The sequence below is a fragment of the Microbulbifer aestuariivivens genome (assembly GCF_039545115.1).
Classification (GTDB): Bacteria; Pseudomonadota; Gammaproteobacteria; order Pseudomonadales; family Cellvibrionaceae; genus Microbulbifer; species Microbulbifer aestuariivivens.
Map to the genome: position 1 here is coordinate 21,571 of NZ_BAABRT010000023.1, position 19,386 is coordinate 40,956.

Consider the following 19,386-nt stretch of genomic DNA (forward strand, 5'->3'; position numbering starts at 1 on the left):
AACGGTCGCCCGGAGGAGAGGTAATGTCCTGGTTGGGTGCGGGTATCGGCGCCGGTATTGGCATGGTCTTCGGCGGGCCTATTGGCGCGGCCTTGGGCGCCTGGATCGGCAGCACGTTTGGTTCCGGGCTGCGCAATGCGGGCGCTTCCGCCAAGCTCAACCGCGATGGTGCCCAGGCGGTTTTTATCGTCACCCTGTTTTCCATGCTGGCCAAAATGGCCAAGGCGGATGGGCAGGTTTCCAGGGCGGAAATCGATCTGGTTGACGACTTTATCCGCAACAACCTTCGTCTTGGAGACGAAGAGCGGGCGGAGGCCATCCGTATCTTCCAGAATGCCAAGAGCGATTCCTACAGCATTTACGACTATGCCCAGCAATACAGCCAGCTGGTTCGCAATCAGGCGATGCGCGAGGTGGTGTATCGCCTGTTATTTGCCGTTGCCCATGCGGATGGCCAGTTTCATCGCGCGGAAGAAGAGATTCTGCGAAAGATTCCGTCTTATCTGGGGCTGCATGAATCCATTTTCGCCGCCATGGCGGGCGAGTTTGACCGCCGCCATGGCGGCTCTTCGATTACTCTGGAGCAGCACTACGCCGTATTGGGTTGTTCGGCAGACGTGAGTGACAGGGAATTAAAACTGGCCTATCGCCGCAAGGCGGCGGAGTTTCACCCGGACAAGATTGCCTCCAAGGGTTTGCCGGAAGAATTCCTGCGCCACGCGGAAGACCAGATGAAGAGCGTGACAGTGGCCTACGAAACCATCGTTGCCGCACGCAAGCGCGCCGCTTCATCCGCGACGACCTGATTGTAATTTTGCTAGCGCCCGCAGGTAATGAAGCCAGGTGTGGGCAGCAGTAAGACAGTAAGACAGTAAGACAGTAAGACAGTAAGACAGTAAGACAGTAAGACAGTAAGACAGTAAGACACTAAGACAGTAAGAGAGAACCCTATGAGTCTTGCCAAACAGATTGAAGAAAAACTCTCGGCGGAGTTTGCCCCCGAGCATATTGAGGTGGAATGTGAGAGCCACCTGCACAATGTGCCCGCGGGCTCTGAAATGCATTTTCGGGTGGTGCTGGTTTCCGAGCAGTTTGCGCCACTGCGCAAAGTGCAGCGTCACCAGAAAGTCTACGGCGTACTGGCGGAAGAAATGGCAGGTCCAGTCCACGCGCTGGCCTTGCATCTTTTCAGCCCCGGAGAGTGGCAGGGGCGCGCTCCCGATAGTCCTCAGTGCCTGGGCGGCGGCAAGAAGTCCTGACGCTTCGCTCAGATTCGCCAGCTTTAAGTCTCCCCGCCCGCCGGCTCTTATTACAGCTGAAGCCCTTCAGCAGGGCTTTCTCTCAGGCTGCGGCCGCCCCCATGCTCTCCTGTCATATGTCGCTCCAGCGCATGTCTTTCCATCTCACCTTGTATTGCTACCGCGCAGGCAACACAGCGGGCTTGTTGGCCCGTGGCTGCAGCGTTTCTTTGCATGCGGCAAAGCGCGGCTTCGCTCACTACCGGGCGGTGTGATTCTCCACAGCGGTGCCAGTGCCCAGGTCTGTTGCCCCAGGCTCGCCACAGTTCATGGATTTTTCCATCGCTCTATAGGGGGGCGGGAACAGAGGTCGGTGCCATTCTTCAGCGGCCAGTGCAGTTTCGCTTGTCGGTGGAGGCTTTATTTTGGATGAAAAGAGCGACTTTTTTTCCTTTCTGATTCCTGAATATTTGGCGGATCAAGGCGCCAAAAAAATTAATTCTGCGTCAAAAAAAATGAAAGACCGTCAATGAGGCGTAAAAGTTCCACTGTGGTGCCGCGAGGTTGGTCATTTTTTCTACAGCGTATTTTTCCGTGTCTATGCTGAAGGAGATTGGGTTAATTGCTGTTCAATTTGCCGAATATCAATGGAGTATTACCGATGAAAATGACGCGCATTCTGACACCTCTGGCTCTTGCTGTTTCCACCGTGGTTGGAGCGCAGCAGGTATTGGCGGGACCTTCCGGTTACGAGCCTCCCATGCCTTCGGGCCCGGCCCCTATCTATGAGGCCGGCACAGTCGTGTTACGCCTGGGTGCGGCCTTCGTCGATCCGAAGGACACCAGAGTCAACCTTCGCAACCCGGATATCTTCCCGGAGTTTGAAGGGCTGAAATACAAGGTGGATTCCGAGTGGTCGTGGCAGTTCAGTGCCATGTTTATGCCGATTGACCACTTTGGTATCGAGTATCAGTATGACGGAGAGACTAGCCACAGCCACGATATTCGTTTTTATCAGGGTGGCGAGGAAATCCTCAGCCAGAAGATTAAAAACAAGGATCTGGACAGAATCTCTCAAGTGCTGACCGTGAACTGGTTCCCGGTATGCAAGGAGTCCTGGATTCAGCCCTATATCGGCGTCGGTACTGTCTATACGGACTTTGACAGTGTAAAAACCAGCGCACTGATCAATGAGTATCTGGCGGACAATGCCGATGCCATTGGTCCCGCCCGTTTCACCATCGGTGATAGCTGGGCCTGGACTGGCCAGGTGGGTGTGGATGTTGTACTCGGCCGTGAGAGCAATTGGCTGGTAAACGCCGCTGTGCGCTACGACGATACCAAGCTGGATTCGCAACTCAGCTATGCGGTCGAAGGCTTGACCCAGGGTGACCCGCAGGAAACCCGCAACTTCTACAATGCGGTCAGATCCGAGTTTAAGCCCGAGCCCTGGGTGTGGACTATCGGTGTGGGTTACAAGTTCTGATAACCCGCTCGTTTCCAGGGATGGAAACACAGACAAGAAAAAAGGCGCTTCGGCGCCTTTTTTCTTGTCGAGCCCTCTTGATCCGCTCTGTTAATGATCGCTTTTCACCCGGTTTTTCTACCTCCGTTCATCGAGGCAGTCGATGAGGTGAGTGGCCGCGATTCAACGATTGCTGGGAAAAGCGAACTGGGCGCCTTCGCGCACATCACTGGCGGGCCAGCGCTGGGTAATGGTTTTGCGCTTGGTGTAGAAGCGCACCGAGTCGGGGCCATAGGCATGCAGATCCCCGAACAGGGATTGCTTCCAGCCGCCGAAGCTGTGGTAAGCCACCGGCACCGGTAACGGCACGTTGATTCCCACCATACCGACTTTAATGTTATCGGCGAAGTAGCGCGCGGCTTCGCCGTCCCGGGTAAAGATGCAGGTGCCATTGCCGTATTCGTGGTTGTTGATGATCTCCATCGCCTGTTCCATGGTGTCGACACGCATTACACACAGCACCGGGCCAAAGATTTCATCGGCATGAATCGCCATGCCGGGCTTTACCCGGTCGAACAGGCTCGCTCCCAGATAGTTGCCCTGCTCGAAGCCATCCACCACCAGACCGCGCCCATCCACCACCAGTTCCGCGCCTTCCTCGACCCCGCGAGTGACATAGCCGGTGACCTTTTCCAGATGGGCACTGCTGATCAGAGGTCCCATATCGTTGGCGGTGTCGCGCCCATCCCCCACTTTGAGTGTGGCAATCTGGGTTTTCAGTTTATCGATCAGCGCATCGGCGGCTTGCTCGCCCACCACCACGGCCACGGAAATGGCCATGCAGCGCTCGCCGCAGGAGCCGTAGGCTGCGCCCATCAGTGCGCTGGCGGCGTTGTCCAGGTCGGCATCGGGCATGATCAGCGCATGGTTCTTGGCGCCGCCGAAGGCCTGCACCCGTTTGCCGGCGGCACAGCCGGTGGCATAAATATATTTAGCCACCGGGGTCGAGCCGACAAAGCTGACGGCCTGGACCCTGGGGTCGGTGAGCAGGGTGTCCACGGCTTCTTTGTCGCCGTTGACCACATTGAGAACTCCGGCGGGAATGCCTGCCTCGAGTCCCAACTGGGCGATAAACAGCGCGGCGCTGGGGTCGCGCTCCGATGGCTTGAGCACAAAGGTGTTACCGCAGGCCACCGCCATCGGCCACATCCACAGGGGCACCATGGCGGGAAAATTAAACGGGGTGATTCCGGCACAGACCCCCAGCGGCTGAAATTCGCTCCATGAGTCGATGGCCGGACCCACATCGCGGCAGTGCTCCCCTTTTAAAAGCTCGGGCAGGGAGCACACATATTCGACGTTTTCGATACCCCGCTGCAGTTCTCCCATGGCGTCGTTCAACACCTTGCCATGCTCGCAGGTGAGCAGGTGGCAGATTTTGTTGGCGTTCTGCTCTAGGAGATCCTTGAGGCGGAACATGATGCGGGCGCGCTTGATCGGTGGCACCGCGCGCCAGGCGGGGTAGGCGGCCTCGGCAGCGGCAATGGCCGTTTCCACTGTGGCTTTGCTGGCCAGGCAGACCCTTGCCTCGAGCTGGTTGGTGGATGGGTTGATGACTTCCTGGGTTCGAGTGTCCTCGGCGACGCGTTCGCCGTTGATCAGATGCCCGATAGTTTGCATGGTGGTTCCCTCCAATGGCCGGCATCCGCAGCCGGCGGCCGGTGTCCTTGCGCTGTGATGGTTGTGGGGGCTTTCGTTTGGCTTATTTCGTCAGCCCTCTTTCTTCTGGTTTCCTTTATTTGGCTTCCTTCGTTTGGCTTCTTGCGTTGCCCCGTTTTGATGGCTTTTTTACCGTCTGTTTCTGACGTTTCTTTCTACCGCTTCTTTCTACCCCTTCTTTCTACCGTCTCTCTGCAGTTTTCATTAGTGCGGCCTTGTCCTATCCCAGGTCTAATGGCCTCTTGCGGCGCCCGCAGAGATCAGGGGTTTGCGCAAAACCGCGTCGCCCTTGCTGGACTTTAGTGTTGGCCCACTTACGCAATACGACTGTATCAGGGCTTGTGGATTGGTGGATGCGGGGTGACGCGCCAATAAGCCGCGGTGAGGGCTTGGGCACTCGAGTTCCGGGTTTTGGGAGGGCTTGGGGAGTATTGGAGCCGGGGCCTGCGGCCGCTGGGCAGGCCGGGAAGCCGGCTCTGCCCGGGGTTCTAGTGGGGGAAATCCCGCAACACTGCCAGGAAGGCATCGCCAAAGCGCTGCAGCTTGCTGTCGCCGACACCGGAGATGGATAGCAGGGCTTCTTCAGTTTGCGGCCGTGCGGCGAGCATTTCGCGCAGGGTGGCGTCGTGGAAAACCACATAGGGCGGCACCCCTTTTTCGTCCGCCAGCTGCTTGCGGCAGGCCCGCAGGGCCTCCCACAGTGGGGCATGCTCCGGCGCGATATCGGCGGCGGCCCTGCTGGCGCCGGATTCCGCTCGCCGAGCGGGTGCGGGCAGCTTGCGCAGCTCGATCTGTTCCTCGCCGCGCAGCAGCGGCCGGCAGGCTTCGGTGAGTTGCAGGGCGCCAAAAGCCTCGCTGTTGACCTCGAGATAGCCCCGCACCACCAGTTGGCGCAGGATACCGCGCCACTCGGCGGTGCTCCTGTCGGCGCCGATGCCGTAGGTGGAGAGCTGGTCGTGGCCAAACTTCAGCACCTTCTCACTGCGGCTGCCGCGCAGGACATCGATCACATGGGAGGCTCCAAAGCGCTGACCGGTGCGGTAGACACAGGACAGCAGCTTGGCGGTGGCTTCGGTGCCATCCCAGGTCTGTGGCGGCTCCAGACAGGTATCGCAGTTGCCACAGGCTTCGGGCAACTCCTCGGCGAAGTAGCGCAGCAGCGCCTGGCGGCGGCAGCTGGTGATCTCACAGAGTCCCAGCATGGCATTGAGGCGGCTGCGCTCCTGGCGGCGGTGTTCCTCGCTGCCCTCGGAGTTGGCCGCCATTTGTCCCAGCTTGACCACATCTTCCAGTCCATACAGCAGCAGGGCTGTGGCCGGGTCGCCGTCGCGCCCGGCGCGGCCGGTCTCCTGGTAATATGCCTCGATACTCTTGGGCAGGTCCAGGTGGGCGACGAAGCGGACGTCGGGCTTGTCGATACCCATGCCGAAAGCGATGGTGGCCACCACGATCACGCCGTCCTCGCGCAGGAAGCGGCGCTGGTGTTCTGCGCGCAGGTCCGCTGGCAATCCGGCGTGGTAGGGCAGGGCGTTGAAGCCCTGCTGGCACAGCCAGTCGGCGGTGCTCTCCACCTTGTTGCGGGAGAGACAGTAGACGATGCCGGAATGGTCCTGATGCCCGTTGCGGATGAAGTCCAGCAGCTGCCGGCGGGGATTGTCTTTCTGTGCGATTCGATAGCGGATGTTGGGGCGGTCAAAGCTGCTGACGAAATGCCGCGCTTCCGACAGGTCGAGGCGCTGGGTGATTTCAGCCCGGGTGCGGCGGTCGGCGGTGGCGGTGAGGGCGATGCGCGGCACCGAGGGAAACTGCTCGTGCAGGCAGTTGAGGTGCAGGTAGTCGGCGCGGAAATCGTGCCCCCACTGGGAGACACAGTGGGCCTCGTCGATGGCAAACAGCGACAGCGGTACCCGGTGCAGCAGGTCCAGGGTGCGGGGTTGCAGAAGGCGTTCAGGGGCCAGGTAGAGGAGGTCCAGCTGCTCTCCCAGCAACGCCTGCTCAATCTGCTGGGCCTGTTCCGGTGGCAGCGAGGAGTTCAGGAAGGCGGCGCGCACGCCCGCCGCGCGCAGGGCTTCCACCTGGTCCTGCATCAGGGCGATCAGCGGTGAGATCACCACCCCGCAACCTTCCCGCGCCAGCGCCGGAATCTGATAACAGAGGGACTTGCCACCGCCGGTGGGCATCAGCACCAGCGCATCGTCACCGCCGACAACGGTATCGATGATTTCCTGCTGCGACCCGCGGAAGTGCGTATAGCCGAATGTGTGTTCGAGTATGGACTGGGGGGAATTTGAGTGTGGGGAATTCAATTGTAAGGGATTCGGCTGTGGGGAGTTCATCGTTGCAGAGTTCATAGGGGCGCAGTATACCCGCTTCGGATTTTGCACGGTGGTACTGCGGGGGATTGATTGTGACTGTTAAGGGCAAAATCTGGCGCCCCTTATCCGCTGCTTCGAACCTGATGGGGGTGGTAGTGCCTATAATCCTGCCACCACCGACATGGACAAGGATAAGGCTATGTGTGCCCTGATAAGGATGGTGTCGTGGCTGCTCGTGATTGGTCTCGCTGGATGCGCGACCGGCACCCCGCACAATCTCTTGCAATCGGATCGCGCCGATACCCACCTGGGCTGGAAGCAGGCGCCGGAAAACCAGCTCGCCTACTCGGTTGCCACAACAAGTGGCATCGCCCGCCTGGTGCTGGACAAGCTGCCGCAGAATCTCAACCGGGTGACCCTGTATCTGCCCGCCATGCAGCGGGTGGAGGGGGTGCAGTGGCTGGGAGATGATGGTGACAAGGCCATGCTGTATTCCGGCGGCGTCGGCGAACCGGGGGTGACGCTGGAACAGCGCCGCCGCGGCTTCGCCTTGCTGATTGAAGGGCCGGCACTGGAGCGGGTACGCGTGGGCGGTCAGCTGACGGTGGTGGACTTCTACCGCAGCTGATCAGCTGCGGCCCGGCCCGGACTGGCCCGCAGGGGCGCCAAACCCCAACCCCTGCGGGCGGATCAGGTAGAGGCGGGGCCAGAACTTGCCCGTCACCCAGAGGCCGTTGCGCGCCTTATCCCAGGCGATGCCATTGGCGACCATATCCGGGTGCTGGGAACCCGGGTCCAGCCGCTGCAAATCCACACTTCCGCGCACCGCACCGCTCTGCGGGTCAATGGCGATAATGCGCGTGTCATGCCAGATATTGGCCCATATCAGCCCGTGGGCATATTCCAGCTCATTGAGCAGGGTCCACTGCTCACCGCCACCGGTGACTTTGAGTTCGCGCAGCACTTTGAAACTGTCCGGGTCGCGGAAAGTCAGGGTGTCGCTGCCATTGCTCATAATCAGCTGATCCCCGTCACTGGTGAGGCCCCAGCCCTCGCCCGTGTAATAGTGCCTGCCCAGAGGGCTCATATCCTCGCGCCGGTAGCGCTGTAGTTCACCGGCTTTGTAAGTCAGCAGGTAAATCTGCCCGTCGAGCACGGTGAGTCCCTCGGCAAAGCGGTCACTGGCCAGCCATTTGCGTCTTACGGGCCGCGCGGTGGGATCGGTATACTCGGCTAACCAAGAGCGGCCGAACAGGCCGCTGCTTTCCCACCAGCGCTCGCCGTCGAAAAAGAGTCCCTGGGTAAAGTGGTCGCCGGGCCTTGCACGCTGTTCCAGTAATTCGTAGTCGAGGCGGGGCACCGGTTGCCCGGTATTGGCCAGCGTTACCGGCGGCAGAGCGAGAAACAGGAAGAGAAGCGGCGCCAGCGCTGGCACGGGGAGGCGCACGAGAGGCCGCCGGTGATTTGCCATGGCGGCGATCATCCGGCGAGCGCGGCGGCAGAATTCCAAATCAGGCATTTCAGGCTTTATGACCAGAATAAAAACATTTGTGACCTTGACCCTGCTGGGGGGGCTGGCGGTGGTGTTGCCTATCGCCATTTTTATCTTGCTGTTCCAGTGGCTGTTCGGCCAGGTCAGCGAGCTGGTGGCGCCGGCGGTGCACTGGTTCGAGGCCCAGACCGGCTTCAAGAATACCGTTGCGCGCCTGGCGGTGATAGCCCTGATTCTGGGCAGTTGCTTCCTGATCGGCCTGCTGGTGAAGACCGGCGTCGGTGGCTGGCTGCACCGCCATATGGACCACTGGCTGGGGCGGCTGGCACCGGGCTACAACACCATCAAGGATCTGGTGCTGCAATTTATTGGCGGTGGTGCCGGCGAGGGAGTGCTTGCGGGGCCGGTGGCGCGGGTGAAGATTCTCGGCCTCGACAACCCCCTCACGGTGACGGCCATCGTGACCTCGCGGCACGACAACGGCGATTTCACCGTTTACGTGCCCACGGCGCCGGTGCCCACCTCCGGCTTTGTCTATCACGTGACGGCAGAGTGCGTGGAAATCCTGCCCCATGTCTCGGTGGAGGCGGCGATGAAATCGATTGTTGCCTGTGGCAGTGGCAGCGGGCGCCTGTTGGCCCGACCCGCTGGGGAAACCGTGGCGGGCTGACCCGCTGGGTTTACCGCTGGCGGTTCTTGCCCAGATCGCGAATGGCAAAGCGGGCCGGGTGCAGTGCCCGCGCCAGGGTTTCGGTTACCGGCATGTATTCGCCACTGATCCAGCTGGCCAGCACTTCCGCCGCCAGCGGAGCATAGGTAAAGCCGCGGGAGCCGAGCCCGCACAGGGCAAAAAGGCCGGCGGGGTACTGGCAGCGCTCGGGGATCAGCGCCTTGCGGTTGCGGCGCAGGAAACTGTAGGTACCGCGCAGGGACGCCCAGTCCGGCAGCGGGCCGGACATGGGCAGGTAGTCCGGTGTGGCGGCGCGCAGGGCGGCGCGACCGGACAGTGTCTGGCTGCCGAACTCGTCCGCCGCCTGCGGCATCAGCTGCGCCAGCATTTCCAGATTTTCCCGCTGTTCGACTTCGCGCAGGTCGGTGCCTGTCTGCCTCAGTTTGAAGGTCGCGCCGAAGCTCTGCCGCCCCCGCCAAGGCGGTGCCACATACCCATCGCCACACACGGCCATGCGCAGCTGGGAGGAACTCTCTGTGGCCTCGGCAATGGAGACCTGACCGCGAATCGGTATTAACGGCAATTCAGAGCTCTGGGAAAACCCGGGGCTGCTTTCCGCACAGCAGATCACCACCGCGTCGGCCCGGTAATGGGCGGACGCAGACCCCTGCAGCTGCCAGCCGGCATCATTCTGTCGCAACTGTTCGATACTTGTATGGCAATGCAACTGGATATTGTCGTGATGCAGAAGCGCCGCGCACACATTGGCCGGTTCCAGCCAGCCGCTGCGCGGAAAATAGAGTCCCGCAAAGGGCAGGGGAATACCGGCAAGGGCCGAGGCGCCGGCCGGGTCCACCGGCTGAGCCAGCGCATCGGCATCCAGGGGCGCCAGCCACTCACGCAGCTGCGCCTGCAGCGTTTCCTCTTTATGGCCCTGGGCGAGCTGGAGCAACCCACAGGCGTGGAAAAGCTGCGGGCACAAGCGCGGGTAATAGCGCAGGGCAAACAGCAGCGCGTGCAGGTTGAAGTCCCCGTTGGGGCCGGGGCGGTGGGAAAGCTTCGCATAGAGAATGCCCTGCCGGTTGCCCGAGCCGCCATTGCCGGGCGCGGCGCCGCGCTCGAAGACCATGACCGAATAACCGCGTTCGGCAAGTGCGCGGGCGGTGGTGGCTCCGGCGATACCGGCGCCGATGACCGCGATCACCCGGTTGCGGGGCTCGGGCTCGGGCTTGGGCTCGGTGTTGGGATTGGGGCTGGGGGTATGGTGGCCGGACAGATGCTCTGGCAGATGCCAGGGGGTTGTCGATACCGGCGGGGCGGTCAGTGCAGCGAGCCGGCCGCGCAGCATCTCCCGCTTGCGGCCAAAGCCCGGCACTTTTTCCAGCGTGAATCCGGCTTCCCGCAGCCCGCGCCGCACCAGGCCGGCGCAGGTGAAGGTGGCAAAGGTGGCTCCCTCTGCACTGAGGGCGGCGATATTGCGAAACAGCGCGTCGGTCCACATGGCCGGGTTCTTGGATGGCGCGAAACCATCGAGAAACCAGGCATTGACCTGTCGATCGCGGGAATCGTCCCCCAGCCGCAGGGCGGCGAAGCCTTCACTGGCTTCCCCGATCACCAGTGTCAGGGTGACCTGTGGGAATTGCAGCCGGTGCACACCGGCGGCGAGCAGGGGCGGGTAGGCCTCAAGCAGCTGGGCGGATAGCGATTGCAGGGCGGGCCAGAGGGCCAGGGCGCGGCAGAGGTCAGCGGCGCGCAGCGGATACTTCTCCACCGAGATAAAGTGCAGTTGCGCTCCGTCGGGTGCGGCTTCCCGCCACAGCTGCCAGGCGGCGAGAAAGTTCAGTCCGGTGCCAAAGCCGGTTTCGCCGATGGTAAAGCGCTCACCGGCCGCAAGCCCTGCCCAGCGTTCCGCCAGCTGGTTGTGTTGCAGGAAGACATGGCGCGTCTCCTCCAGACCGGACTCGCGGGAAAAGTAGACATCGTCGAAGGCGCGGGAGAGGGGCTGGCCATCCTCCCGCCAGTGAATATCCGCGTGGGGGTGTTCACTCTCCATCGCTTAGGCCTCCATACCCTGGGTCTCTATTCCCGCAGGCCGAATTCGCGCAGCACTTGCGCGCACCAGCGGTCCAGGCGCTCGTCGCTGAGGTCGAACTCGTTTTCCTCATCCAGAGCCAGCCCGACGAAATGGCTGCCATCTTTGCTCAGTCCTTTCGACTGCTCGAACTGGTAGCCTTCCGCCGGCCAGTAACCCACCGCGCGGGCACCGAGGGCGATCAGCTGCGCGTGCAGGTAGCCGAGGGCATCCTGAAACCACTGGGGGTAGCCCTCCTGGTCACCCAGCCCGAACAGGGCGACGGTTTTGCCGGACAGGTCCAGCGCGGCCAGCTGGTCCCAGACATTTTCCCAGTCTTCCTGCAGCTCGCCGTAATCCCAGGTGGGGATACCGAAAATAAGGAAATCGTATTGCTGCGCCAGCGCGATATCGTCTTCCGCCACATTGTGGATATCGACCCATTCATCGCCGAGTCGGTCGCGGATTTTCTCCGCTGTCATCTCCGTATAGCAGGTGCTTGAGCCGTAAAAGAGTCCGATCGGTGCGAGCATAGCTTGTCAGTCAGTGGTTACTGTCGGTGATTGCGAGTCGTGTGTTGTTGCGGGTTACTGGGGCTTGGCGCCGGCAAAATCCAGCTGGCGCCAGGCCTCATAGGTCACCACCGCCACCGCATTGGAGAGGTTCATGCTGCGGCTGTCCGGGCGCATGGGGATGCGCAGGGTGTGCTCCTCGCCGAGCAGGTCGAGAAACTCCTGCGGCAGACCGCGGGTTTCCGGGCCAAACACGATGGCGTCCCCCGGGTGATAGATAACCGCAGCATGGCTGCGCTTGCCGCGGGTGGAGAGAGCCAGCACCCGCCGGGGCTGTTCCGACTCAACGAAGGCGGCCCAGTTGTGGTGGCGACTGACGCGGCTGTACTCCCCGTAATCCAGCCCCGCACGGCGCAGGCGCTTGTCGTCCATCTCGAACCCCAGGGGCTCAATCAGGTGCAGCTCGGCGCCGGTGTTGGCACACAGCCGGATGATATTGCCGGTATTGGGGGCGATTTCCGGTTGGTAGAGTACGATTTTGAACATGCTGTCCGCAGCACTGCCCGTCTGGGCGGTGGTCTTCAGTGCTTGCTAGTTCTTACTAGGTCTTTCTAGGGCGATCTAGAGAGCTCTGGGGCTTTCTGTAGAGTTAGAGGGCGGCGCCGTGGCGTCACCCCGTATGCGGCGCGGATTATTCCACAGTTAGGAGGCTGAAGCGATTTCCTCGCAGTCGATCTCAACCCCCAGTTCATCGGCAATGGCATCCAGCTCTTCCTGCAGCTCGTCCAGATCGAGACTTTCGGACACGCTGATGGTGCAGTTGGCGGTAAACAGCGGCTCGCCGCTCCAGGGTGTGCTGTCGAAGCCGGTTTCCAGCTGCTCCAGATTGAGTTGCCGTGCCGCCAGAGCACGGGAAATCTCCCGTACGATACCGGGGCGATCATTGCCGATCAGTTTCAGTTGCACCGTGTGCAGCTGCTCGGCCGCGACCGCGCTGGCATCTTCCACCTGTAGCTTGAAGCCCTGAGAGGCCAGCGCGGCCAGCCCATCCTTCAGGCCCTGGGCGCTTTCCCCGGCAACACTGACCCGCAAGATGCCGGCAAACTTTCCGGCGAAATGCTCCATGCGACTGTCTTCCCAGTTGCCGCTATTGTCGGCGATGACGGCGGAGAGCTTCTCCACGATTCCGGGCTTGTCATCGCTGATCAGTGAAATCACGAGGTGCTGTTGCATGTGGTATTCCTTAGCTGCAGAACAGGGTTACACTGACTTGCATTGTAGCCACTGGCGCCGCTTCTGATAACAGCCCTGAGCCGACAACAGCCCTGAGCCTAAACAGCCGTGAGCCGATAACAGCCCCGGGTCGATTACCAGTGGGAGCCAAAGCAGCCCCTGGCTTAACCACCGTGAACAGCAGCCGAATCTGATCCACACAGGCTATCGCCAGGTAACAGTCTGCTATTGCTGCTAAGAAATCGGCGATGCGCTCCAGCATCGGCGTTTGCGTGCCGTGGCGGACGGTTCAAGGTGAGTGAAAGTGAATAAAGTTGAATAAAGATGAATGAAGCTGGCAAGGTGAATGAGCGGCAATCATCACTGCAGGCAGCGCAATGAAAATGTATCGCTGCCACGCTCAAGCTGGGAACCCGAACAGATCGTGAGCGGTCTCTGCAGAATAAAATCGACAGTGTCATGTCGAAACTGGATCAGTAACCGATAACTCTCAGGAGGGGGACACGTATGAAACTAAAAATGCTAACCACGGGGCTGGCGTCCGCAGCATTGGTACTGGCGGCAGCTGGATGTGCGGAGAAAGACCAGAGTGCAATAGACCAGAGCACAATAGACCAGGGCGCAACGGAAACATCCGCCGCTGCCGTTGAAGAGGTGCAAGTGCAGGACACCGCGGTGGAGAGGCAGGGGGCGGATGCCGTGGCGAGTGGCACCGAGCAGGGCGCGGCCAACACCTTGCAGGCTGTTATTGCCGGCGACCAACGCACGCCTGAATACGCCCAGCGTGACCAGTACCGCCACCCGGCGGAGACCATCGAGTTTATCGGTATCGAGCCGGATATGACGGTGGTTGAGGTTGCCCCCGGTGGCGGCTGGTATACCGAGATACTGGCGCCCTACCTGAAAGACGCTGGCACTTTTTATGCGGCCCATTTCCCCGCAGACAGCGAGGCCGAGTACTACCAGCGCTCCCTGCAGGCCTATAAAGACAAACTGGCCGCGGATGAGGCAAGTTACGGCGAGGTGATCCTGACGGAGTTCGATCCGGCTTCCGCAAGTGAAATTGCCCCGGCGGGCACCGCTGACGTGGTGGTGACTTTCCGCAATGTACATAACTGGATGCGCGGCGAAAACGAACAGCAGGCGTTCGAGAACTTCTTTGCCGCGCTCAAGCCCGGCGGTGTGCTGGGTGTGGTCGAACACCGCGCGAAACCCGGTACCAGCCGCGAGGACATGATCAGCAGCGGCTATGTCACCCAGGATTATGTGATCCAGGTGGCCGAGCAGGCCGGCTTCGAGCTGGATGCAGCCAGCGAGATCAACGCCAACCCTAAAGACAGTGCCGATCACCCGAAGGGGGTCTGGACCCTGCCGCCCTCCCTGCGCCTCGGTGAGGAGGATCGGGACAAGTATCTCGCTATTGGCGAGAGCGACCGCATGACTTTGCGTTTCCGCAAGCCGGCGGATGCGGCGAGTACAGACTGATAGCGAGATTGGAGATGAGCGTGCGGGTGGTCGCGGGTTAGAATCCCGTTTCTGATTTACGGCCACCCGAACGCAGTACCCACCATGCGCATTCCCCACAACCAACTCGACCCCGACACCCTGCAAAGCCTGCTGGAGGAGTATGCCACCCGCGATGGCACCGACTACGGTGAGCGGGAAGTGAGTCTTACCGACAAGGTCGCCAGCCTGCGCCGGCAGCTGCAGTCTGGCGACGTCGTTATCTGGTTTGAGCCGGGAGAAGAGTCCGTCAACCTGGTGCTGGCGGAGGATCTGGCCGGTTATGAGTGACTGGCTGATCGATCTCAGTGTCGGCAATCCGCAAGCGCGTTTTCTTTTTGCCCATGGCGCCGGGGCGCCGATGGACAGCGAATTCATGGCGTTTCTGGCGGCCGCTGTGGCCGCCAGCGGTATCGAGGTGGTGCGCTTTGAGTTTCCCTATATGGCCGAGCGCCGCGAGACCGGTAAACGGCGCCCGCCGAACCCCATGCCACAGCTGCAGGAGGCCTTTGCCGCGCAGATCGAGCACTGGCTGAATGAGGGCGATGGGCTGCCGCTGTTTATCGGCGGCAAATCAATGGGGGGGCGGGTGGCCAGCCTGCTGGCGGATGCGCGTTTTGCCGCGGGCGGCATCGGCGGGCTGGTTTGTTTGGGCTACCCGTTTCACCCTCGCGGCAAGCCCGAGCGCCTGCGCACCGAACACCTGGCGGAACTGCAGTGCCCGGCGCTGATTGTCCAGGGCACCCGGGACCCGCTCGGCGACGCGGAAGAAGTGCCCGGCTACAGCCTGTCCGACAGCATCGGTCTGCAGTGGCTGGAAGATGGCGACCATGACTTCAAGCCGCGCAGGGCCAGTGGCTTCAAGCGCGAAGACCACTGGGCCCGGGCGGCGGAACTGGTGGCCGGGTTTATTCAGTGGCGGCTTCGAGAATCGTAATGCGCTCGTCGTCCTGAAGCATGGGCTTCAGCAGGGCCATCTGGCCGCGGCGCTCCTCACTGGTATACCAGTGTTGCCAGTGCAGCTCGGACTGCCACTTGGACAGGGTAAACCGGCGCAGCTTATTTTCCTTGGCTGCATAGGTCTGGCCCTCGATGAACCCTACGGTTCGATAGGCGTGGTTCAGTAATTTACGCGCCGCCTGCTCATAATTGGACTGCATGTCGGGAGCGATCTCCCGCTCAATCAAAACGTAAATCATTTTCTACTCTTTAGTCACTGATTGACTCGATTCTAGCGTGGAGTCTCGCTCCCGTCAGCGGCGAATTGGCCGTGTGACTTGGCAAAGTTGCAGATGAAGTTGAGGCGAAAGTCGCAGGTGACGATTTTGGGCAATTGCCGGACAATAGCGCCATGAAACCAGATCACACCCTCGATGCCCGCGGCCTGCTGTGCCCGGAACCCGTTATGATGCTGCACACCGCGGTGCGCAAAGTCGCTCCCGGGGAGATATTGCAGATGCTGGCCACCGATCCCTCGACCCAGAGGGACGTCCCCAAGTTCTGCCAGTTCCTCGGTCATGAGCTGGTGGAGCATCGGCAGGAGGGCGACGAATTCGTGTACTGGATCAGAAGAGGCGGCGCCTAGGGCGGGGGCATGCCCCCGCCGCCGGGCTGTTGGCTTTGGCTGCTTGGTTCAGGGGGCGGTGACTAGCGCGGCAATGGCCGCGAGTGCTTCCGGGTCCTCGGATTTGATCTTGTTGGCGATATGGTGCTGGAAGAAATAGCGGAACTCCCCCGATTCCTGCGCCGGATAGAGGCACAGGTCACCCGGCAGTACCGGCGTGGTCTCCACGTGATCGTGATCGATCAGCATGCCGTGGATTTCCCCGGAGGCGTAGAGCCGCCAGCTTACCACCTCGGTGAGGGTCAGGTTTTCCCGGTCTGCGTCCATAAATACCGCATGGGTGCCGATGGTATCCGGAATTTCCTGCAGCACTTCGTCTGCCTTGTTGCTTTCGTACTCGAAATATTCCGCCGCTGTTTCCAGTTCGACGATTTTGTGGATAGGGGGTTCCCGAAAAATCTCTTCGATACCCGGGTCGTAGTAGCCCTCGAAGCGGCCGTCGAGGGGGTCTTTGATCTCACAGCAGGGGACGATGGAGTTTAGCCAGGGCACGAGACCTACAATCTCGCCGTTGGCGCGCAGGCCCCAGCACAATATCTTGAGGCTATAGAGGTCGGCTCCACTGGAGCTGTTGGAGTAAAGCATTTCCAAGCCATCCAACTCCGGCGACAGGCGGATGAAGCGCCTGCTCGCTGAAGTTTCGATCGGCTTGCCGGTGAAGAGGTCAACCACATTGCTGTAGCGGTGGTCGGTCATGGAGCACCTCCTTGCAGGGCCGGTTGTGGTGCAGGAGGGTGTTGTACTGCTTATCCCCCCTGGGGGAAACCGGGTAACAGGGCTAGGCCCCTATACCGGCGTCCCTGAACCTAAAGGTATATGTTGCCCCGGCGAAATACAACTCTCGATTCCCCGCTAATTTCCCCTCTGCGTCTGTGGTGATCGGTCGCTTATCTGCCCAGTTATCGCTGGTGCTGCTGTTACCGTGTTGGCCGCAATCGCCGCCTGCTGGACAAATACCACCTTTCAATAAGCCAGCACGCCAGTAGAAAAGAAAAAAACAGAATCGCGGAGGTGGGTTGGTACAGGGTGGTCTCGATCAGGAAGGCAATTGTCACCAGGGCAAGGGCGATAATACCCAGCAGGATGACAACACGGGAAGCGTTGGTTTTTTCTGCAACCCGGTAATGGGCGATTTGCACCGCTAGGTAGCACAAAAGAAAAGTAGCGCCATTGATGCTGGCAATGGCGTGCAGTGACAGGTAGTTGACCAGGAGCAGTATGATGGTAATCGAACCGACAAAACTCAGGGTGGCATTGTGCCAGAGGTTGCGGTTGAAACCCTCCGGAAGCTGTCCCAGTGTTGCCTGCATATAGGATGTGTTGAGTTCGCCAAACAGGTTGGAATTTAAAGCGGAGGCGGTAGCCAGAAGCGCGGCGATCGAGACGAAAACGAAACCCATATGCCCGAAGAGCGGTTCCGCAGCGTGGGCGAGGACGGTTTCCTTGTACTTGATGATATCGCCTGCTGACATGCTGCCAAAAACCGCAACGCCGATGGCAATATAAAGCGCGATGACAATACCGATGGCGGTGAACATTGCGAAGGGAATGGTGCGGGATGGGTTGGCTACATCCTCGCCGGCATTGGTCATAATGCCGAAACCCGCATAGGCGAGAAACGTCAGTCCCAGAGTGCCGATCATCAGAGGGCTGAATTCATTCTTGTGAGCGCCGTCAAGCAGTGCCGGGTCAATACCCGGGACTATCGCCAGGGTGAAAATGACCAGAATCGACATTTTGATTAAGACAATAACGGTCTCAAGCCTGCCGACACTGTGTGCGCTGACCGCATTCACCAGTGCCAGGCCGAGCACGCAGGAGGAGGCAAACACATTGACCCAGAGCCCCGGTGCCCCGGAACCGGTCGCCAGATCGCTGGCGTAATGCCCAAAGGTCTTGGCGACCAGTGCCGAGGCGACCAGAAGCGTTACGTAATACATCAGCGAGAGCGTGCCCGCCAGCGTGCCGCCGCCGAAACCCTGCACAAGAAATTCGACAATGCCGCCATTGGATGGAAAGCGGGCGCCCATTTTTGCGTAAGAATACGCGGCCAGCGCCGCTACAATTCCGGAGATGGCAAAAGACAAAATCGCGGCGGCACCAATTTTCTCACCGACGATTCCCATCAGGGCGAATATGCCCGCACCAACCATTGACCCTATGCCAATGGAGACGATGGCCAGAAAGCTGATGCTGGACTTGCCTTTCTTCCGCATGGAAAACACTGCTCATGATTGGGGGCCGCTTCGCATCCGCCTTCACTGTGGGGTTGAGACTCACCGGTAAAACCCCTGTGAACATGACTGTCTCTGGCGTATTCGCAATAAAAGCAGCGGTCGGTGCCAGGGGTGTCGGCTCATGGGCTAAAAATGCTTAAGCCGAGCTCCCGGCAAATGTATTCCGCCACGAGTTGCCCTCTGACACTGTTTCCGGCTTTGTCGAGAGGGGGGGAAAACACACTGATCGCCAGCTTGCCCGGGGCCACCGCCAGAATGCCGCCGCCCACGCCGCTCTTGCCGGGCAGGCCGACGGAGTAGAGCCAATCCCCTGACGCCGTGTACAGGCCCTCCATGACCATTTCCGACAGAATGCGGGGCACGTTTTGCGGGCTGACCACCTGCTCTTTTGTCAGTGGGTGAACGCCGCCGTTGGCCAGTGTCGCGCCCATCAGTGCCAGATCCCTGGCGGTCACCAGTGTAGAGCAGCCTCTGGTGTAGACATCGCAGGCCTCCATGGGGTCGCAGTAGAGACTGTTGGCGCTGTAGAGAATCCAGGCGATACCGCGATTGTGGAAATTGGTGGTCTGCTCGGACTGATTGACTTCCTCGCTCAGAGAAATGCTTCTGCCGGCAAAGCGGCTCTGTATATCGAGCACCTGCTGCCAGCGATCTTCGGCGTCTTTGGCCTTGATGAGGCTGACCGTCGACATGGCACCGGCATTTACCAGCGGGCTTAGTGGCTTTTCATCGTGCAACGCCAGCGCCATGACCGAGTTGAACGGCAGGCCGGTGGCGTCGGCGCCAACCTTCTGTCGCAGCTGTTCCGGGCCGACCTGTTCGATGGCGAGGGCGAGATTGAAAACCTTGGAGATGGACTCAATGGCGAACTCGTAGTCGGTGTCGCCAGTTTCCAGCACACTGCCATCGGGGAAAGCGACAGCGATGCCGAAGAGCTGTGAGGGCACTTTGGCAAGGTAGGGGATGTAATCGGCATTCGCTCCGGTTGTATTGGTGGCGTAAGTACTGTGCGCTTTCTCAAGCAGTGCCGTGATGTGATCTTTGTCCAGTGGGGGCGCAGAATTCATAGTGAAGGGACCAACCTGGGCCGGGGAACGGCGGTAAATTCCAGCGAGTAAGCTTCATTTTTTATAGTTCAATCCTCCGTAAAGGGCGAACTCGCCGGCGAACTCCGGCGCAACACCGAGCCTGTGGGGTTCATCAATTTGCCTCCCGCCTGAGAGCTGCCGAAGCCCCGCAGAAAGTAACGAAAAGACAGTGGGAGGCTGATGGGTGACTAATGGCGGGGCAGTAATGGCCGCGGGTGC

20 protein-coding genes are annotated in these 19,386 nt (G+C 60.5%); 9 read left to right on the plus strand and 11 right to left on the minus strand.

The genetic code is table 11. From position 1 onward, the window contains the following. The first annotated feature begins 23 nt into the window (after positions 1-23). The 3 genes from djlA (at position 24) to ABEA58_RS12745 (ending at position 2,724) form a co-directional block, all read left to right on the plus strand. Complete coding sequence (djlA, locus tag ABEA58_RS12735; RefSeq protein WP_345552071.1) at positions 24-806, plus strand: co-chaperone DjlA; 783 nt, start codon at positions 24-26, stop codon at positions 804-806. A 144-nt stretch (positions 807-950) separates the two neighbouring features. Continuing rightward, a complete protein-coding gene (locus ABEA58_RS12740; protein WP_345552073.1) occupies positions 951-1,259 on the plus strand; it encodes a BolA family protein in 309 nt (102 codons plus the stop codon). Positions 1,260-1,899: 640 nt separating this feature from the next. Beyond that, positions 1,900-2,724 (plus strand): OmpW/AlkL family protein, encoded by an 825-nt coding sequence (locus ABEA58_RS12745; RefSeq protein ID WP_345552074.1) that lies wholly within the window; start codon positions 1,900-1,902, stop codon positions 2,722-2,724. A gap of 162 nt (positions 2,725-2,886) precedes the next feature. On the opposite strand, the gene ABEA58_RS12750 is transcribed toward ABEA58_RS12745, so the two are convergent. Beyond that, positions 2,887-4,383: a CoA-acylating methylmalonate-semialdehyde dehydrogenase gene (locus tag ABEA58_RS12750; RefSeq protein ID WP_345552075.1), complete on the minus strand. Its 1,497-nt coding sequence runs from the start codon at positions 4,381-4,383 to the stop codon at positions 2,887-2,889. A gap of 527 nt (positions 4,384-4,910) precedes the next feature. Continuing rightward, on the minus strand, positions 4,911-6,758 hold the full coding sequence (recQ, locus tag ABEA58_RS12755) for a DNA helicase RecQ (RefSeq protein ID WP_425563535.1): 1,848 nt from the start codon (positions 6,756-6,758) through the stop codon (positions 4,911-4,913). Between the two features lie 178 nt (positions 6,759-6,936). Between recQ and ABEA58_RS12760 the strand changes: the two genes are divergently transcribed. Further along, positions 6,937-7,365, plus strand: coding sequence for a hypothetical protein (locus ABEA58_RS12760; protein WP_345552079.1), 429 nt, complete (start codon positions 6,937-6,939; stop codon positions 7,363-7,365). Here the strand turns inward: ABEA58_RS12760 and ABEA58_RS12765 are convergent, their stop codons facing one another. Beyond that, entirely contained in the window at positions 7,366-8,256 is an 891-nt protein-coding gene (locus ABEA58_RS12765; protein WP_345552081.1) for a glutaminyl-peptide cyclotransferase, read from the minus strand. Between the two features lie 10 nt (positions 8,257-8,266). Here ABEA58_RS12765 and ABEA58_RS12770 point away from each other — a divergent pair, with 10 nt between their 5' ends. Then, the gene (locus ABEA58_RS12770) at positions 8,267-8,899 is read left to right on the plus strand and encodes a DUF502 domain-containing protein (RefSeq protein WP_345552083.1); all 633 of its coding nucleotides are present in this window, start codon (positions 8,267-8,269) and stop codon (positions 8,897-8,899) included. Positions 8,900-8,909: 10 nt separating this feature from the next. Here ABEA58_RS12770 and mnmC read toward each other — a convergent pair whose 3' ends face one another. The 4 genes from mnmC to ABEA58_RS12790 form a co-directional block, all read right to left on the minus strand. Next, positions 8,910-10,952: a bifunctional tRNA (5-methylaminomethyl-2-thiouridine)(34)-methyltransferase MnmC2/FAD-dependent 5-carboxymethylaminomethyl-2-thiouridine(34) oxidoreductase MnmC1 gene (mnmC, locus tag ABEA58_RS12775; protein ID WP_345552085.1), complete on the minus strand. Its 2,043-nt coding sequence runs from the start codon at positions 10,950-10,952 to the stop codon at positions 8,910-8,912. A gap of 26 nt (positions 10,953-10,978) precedes the next feature. Beyond that, on the minus strand, positions 10,979-11,503 hold the full coding sequence (gene fldB, locus ABEA58_RS12780) for a flavodoxin FldB (RefSeq protein WP_345552087.1): 525 nt from the start codon (positions 11,501-11,503) through the stop codon (positions 10,979-10,981). 54 nt (positions 11,504-11,557) lie between these two features. Further along, on the minus strand, positions 11,558-12,028 hold the full coding sequence (trmL, locus tag ABEA58_RS12785; RefSeq protein ID WP_345552089.1) for a tRNA (uridine(34)/cytosine(34)/5-carboxymethylaminomethyluridine(34)-2'-O)-methyltransferase TrmL: 471 nt from the start codon (positions 12,026-12,028) through the stop codon (positions 11,558-11,560). A 156-nt stretch (positions 12,029-12,184) separates the two neighbouring features. After that, the gene (locus tag ABEA58_RS12790) at positions 12,185-12,715 is read right to left on the minus strand and encodes a glycine cleavage system transcriptional repressor (protein WP_345552091.1); all 531 of its coding nucleotides are present in this window, start codon (positions 12,713-12,715) and stop codon (positions 12,185-12,187) included. 507 nt (positions 12,716-13,222) lie between these two features. Between ABEA58_RS12790 and ABEA58_RS12795 the strand changes: the two genes are divergently transcribed. The 3 genes from ABEA58_RS12795 (at position 13,223) to ABEA58_RS12805 (ending at position 15,155) form a co-directional block, all read left to right on the plus strand. Next, the gene (locus ABEA58_RS12795) at positions 13,223-14,200 is read left to right on the plus strand and encodes a class I SAM-dependent methyltransferase (RefSeq protein WP_345552093.1); all 978 of its coding nucleotides are present in this window, start codon (positions 13,223-13,225) and stop codon (positions 14,198-14,200) included. A gap of 84 nt (positions 14,201-14,284) precedes the next feature. Next, positions 14,285-14,509 carry a YheU family protein gene (locus ABEA58_RS12800; RefSeq protein WP_345552094.1) on the plus strand — a complete coding sequence of 75 codons (225 nt, stop codon included), beginning with the start codon at positions 14,285-14,287 and terminating at the stop codon, positions 14,507-14,509. After that, positions 14,502-15,155: an alpha/beta family hydrolase gene (locus ABEA58_RS12805; RefSeq protein WP_345552095.1), complete on the plus strand. Its 654-nt coding sequence runs from the start codon at positions 14,502-14,504 to the stop codon at positions 15,153-15,155. Before ABEA58_RS12800 ends, ABEA58_RS12805 begins: the two co-directional genes overlap by 8 nt. Here ABEA58_RS12805 and ABEA58_RS12810 read toward each other — a convergent pair. Further along, positions 15,127-15,417: an antibiotic biosynthesis monooxygenase family protein gene (locus ABEA58_RS12810; RefSeq protein ID WP_345552096.1), complete on the minus strand. Its 291-nt coding sequence runs from the start codon at positions 15,415-15,417 to the stop codon at positions 15,127-15,129. The genes ABEA58_RS12805 and ABEA58_RS12810 overlap by 29 nt on opposite strands. A gap of 152 nt (positions 15,418-15,569) precedes the next feature. Between ABEA58_RS12810 and tusA the strand changes: the two genes are divergently transcribed. Continuing rightward, on the plus strand, positions 15,570-15,803 hold the full coding sequence (gene tusA / locus ABEA58_RS12815) for a sulfurtransferase TusA (protein ID WP_345552097.1): 234 nt from the start codon (positions 15,570-15,572) through the stop codon (positions 15,801-15,803). 48 nt (positions 15,804-15,851) lie between these two features. Here the strand turns inward: tusA and ABEA58_RS12820 are convergent, their stop codons facing one another. From ABEA58_RS12820 to glsA, 3 genes are all read right to left on the minus strand, one after another. Then, positions 15,852-16,538, minus strand: coding sequence for a hypothetical protein (locus ABEA58_RS12820; RefSeq protein ID WP_345552098.1), 687 nt, complete (start codon positions 16,536-16,538; stop codon positions 15,852-15,854). 221 nt (positions 16,539-16,759) lie between these two features. Next, positions 16,760-18,058: an APC family permease gene (locus tag ABEA58_RS12825; RefSeq protein WP_345552099.1), complete on the minus strand. Its 1,299-nt coding sequence runs from the start codon at positions 18,056-18,058 to the stop codon at positions 16,760-16,762. Positions 18,059-18,198: 140 nt separating this feature from the next. Continuing rightward, positions 18,199-19,146, minus strand: coding sequence for a glutaminase A (gene glsA / locus ABEA58_RS12830; RefSeq protein WP_345552100.1), 948 nt, complete (start codon positions 19,144-19,146; stop codon positions 18,199-18,201). Positions 19,147-19,386: the final 240 nt, after the last annotated feature.

Excerpts from the sequence above, each read along its gene's own strand:
- ABEA58_RS12760 (WP_345552079.1), top strand. The coding sequence starts at position 6,937 with ATGTGTGCCCTGATAAGGATGGTGTCGTGGCTGCTCGTGATTGGTCTC.
- ABEA58_RS12750 (WP_345552075.1), bottom strand. The coding sequence starts at position 4,383 with ATGCAAACTATCGGGCATCTGATCAACGGCGAACGCGTCGCCGAGGAC.
- ABEA58_RS12740 (WP_345552073.1), top strand. The coding sequence starts at position 951 with ATGAGTCTTGCCAAACAGATTGAAGAAAAACTCTCGGCGGAGTTTGCC.
- glsA (WP_345552100.1), bottom strand. The coding sequence starts at position 19,146 with ATGAATTCTGCGCCCCCACTGGACAAAGATCACATCACGGCACTGCTT.
- ABEA58_RS12790 (WP_345552091.1), bottom strand. The coding sequence starts at position 12,715 with ATGCAACAGCACCTCGTGATTTCACTGATCAGCGATGACAAGCCCGGA.
- ABEA58_RS12765 (WP_345552081.1), bottom strand. The coding sequence starts at position 8,256 with ATGCCTGATTTGGAATTCTGCCGCCGCGCTCGCCGGATGATCGCCGCC.
- ABEA58_RS12745 (WP_345552074.1), top strand. The coding sequence starts at position 1,900 with ATGAAAATGACGCGCATTCTGACACCTCTGGCTCTTGCTGTTTCCACC.
- djlA (WP_345552071.1), top strand. The coding sequence starts at position 24 with ATGTCCTGGTTGGGTGCGGGTATCGGCGCCGGTATTGGCATGGTCTTC.
- ABEA58_RS12805 (WP_345552095.1), top strand. The coding sequence starts at position 14,502 with ATGAGTGACTGGCTGATCGATCTCAGTGTCGGCAATCCGCAAGCGCGT.
- ABEA58_RS12820 (WP_345552098.1), bottom strand. The coding sequence starts at position 16,538 with ATGACCGACCACCGCTACAGCAATGTGGTTGACCTCTTCACCGGCAAG.
- fldB (WP_345552087.1), bottom strand. The coding sequence starts at position 11,503 with ATGCTCGCACCGATCGGACTCTTTTACGGCTCAAGCACCTGCTATACG.
- ABEA58_RS12800 (WP_345552094.1), top strand. The coding sequence starts at position 14,285 with ATGCGCATTCCCCACAACCAACTCGACCCCGACACCCTGCAAAGCCTG.
- ABEA58_RS12770 (WP_345552083.1), top strand. The coding sequence starts at position 8,267 with ATGACCAGAATAAAAACATTTGTGACCTTGACCCTGCTGGGGGGGCTG.
- trmL (WP_345552089.1), bottom strand. The coding sequence starts at position 12,028 with ATGTTCAAAATCGTACTCTACCAACCGGAAATCGCCCCCAATACCGGC.
- ABEA58_RS12795 (WP_345552093.1), top strand. The coding sequence starts at position 13,223 with ATGAAACTAAAAATGCTAACCACGGGGCTGGCGTCCGCAGCATTGGTA.
- ABEA58_RS12825 (WP_345552099.1), bottom strand. The coding sequence starts at position 18,058 with ATGCGGAAGAAAGGCAAGTCCAGCATCAGCTTTCTGGCCATCGTCTCC.
- recQ (WP_425563535.1), bottom strand. The coding sequence starts at position 6,758 with ATGAACTCCCCACAGCCGAATCCCTTACAATTGAATTCCCCACACTCA.
- tusA (WP_345552097.1), top strand. The coding sequence starts at position 15,570 with ATGAAACCAGATCACACCCTCGATGCCCGCGGCCTGCTGTGCCCGGAA.
- ABEA58_RS12810 (WP_345552096.1), bottom strand. The coding sequence starts at position 15,417 with ATGATTTACGTTTTGATTGAGCGGGAGATCGCTCCCGACATGCAGTCC.
- mnmC (WP_345552085.1), bottom strand. The coding sequence starts at position 10,952 with ATGGAGAGTGAACACCCCCACGCGGATATTCACTGGCGGGAGGATGGC.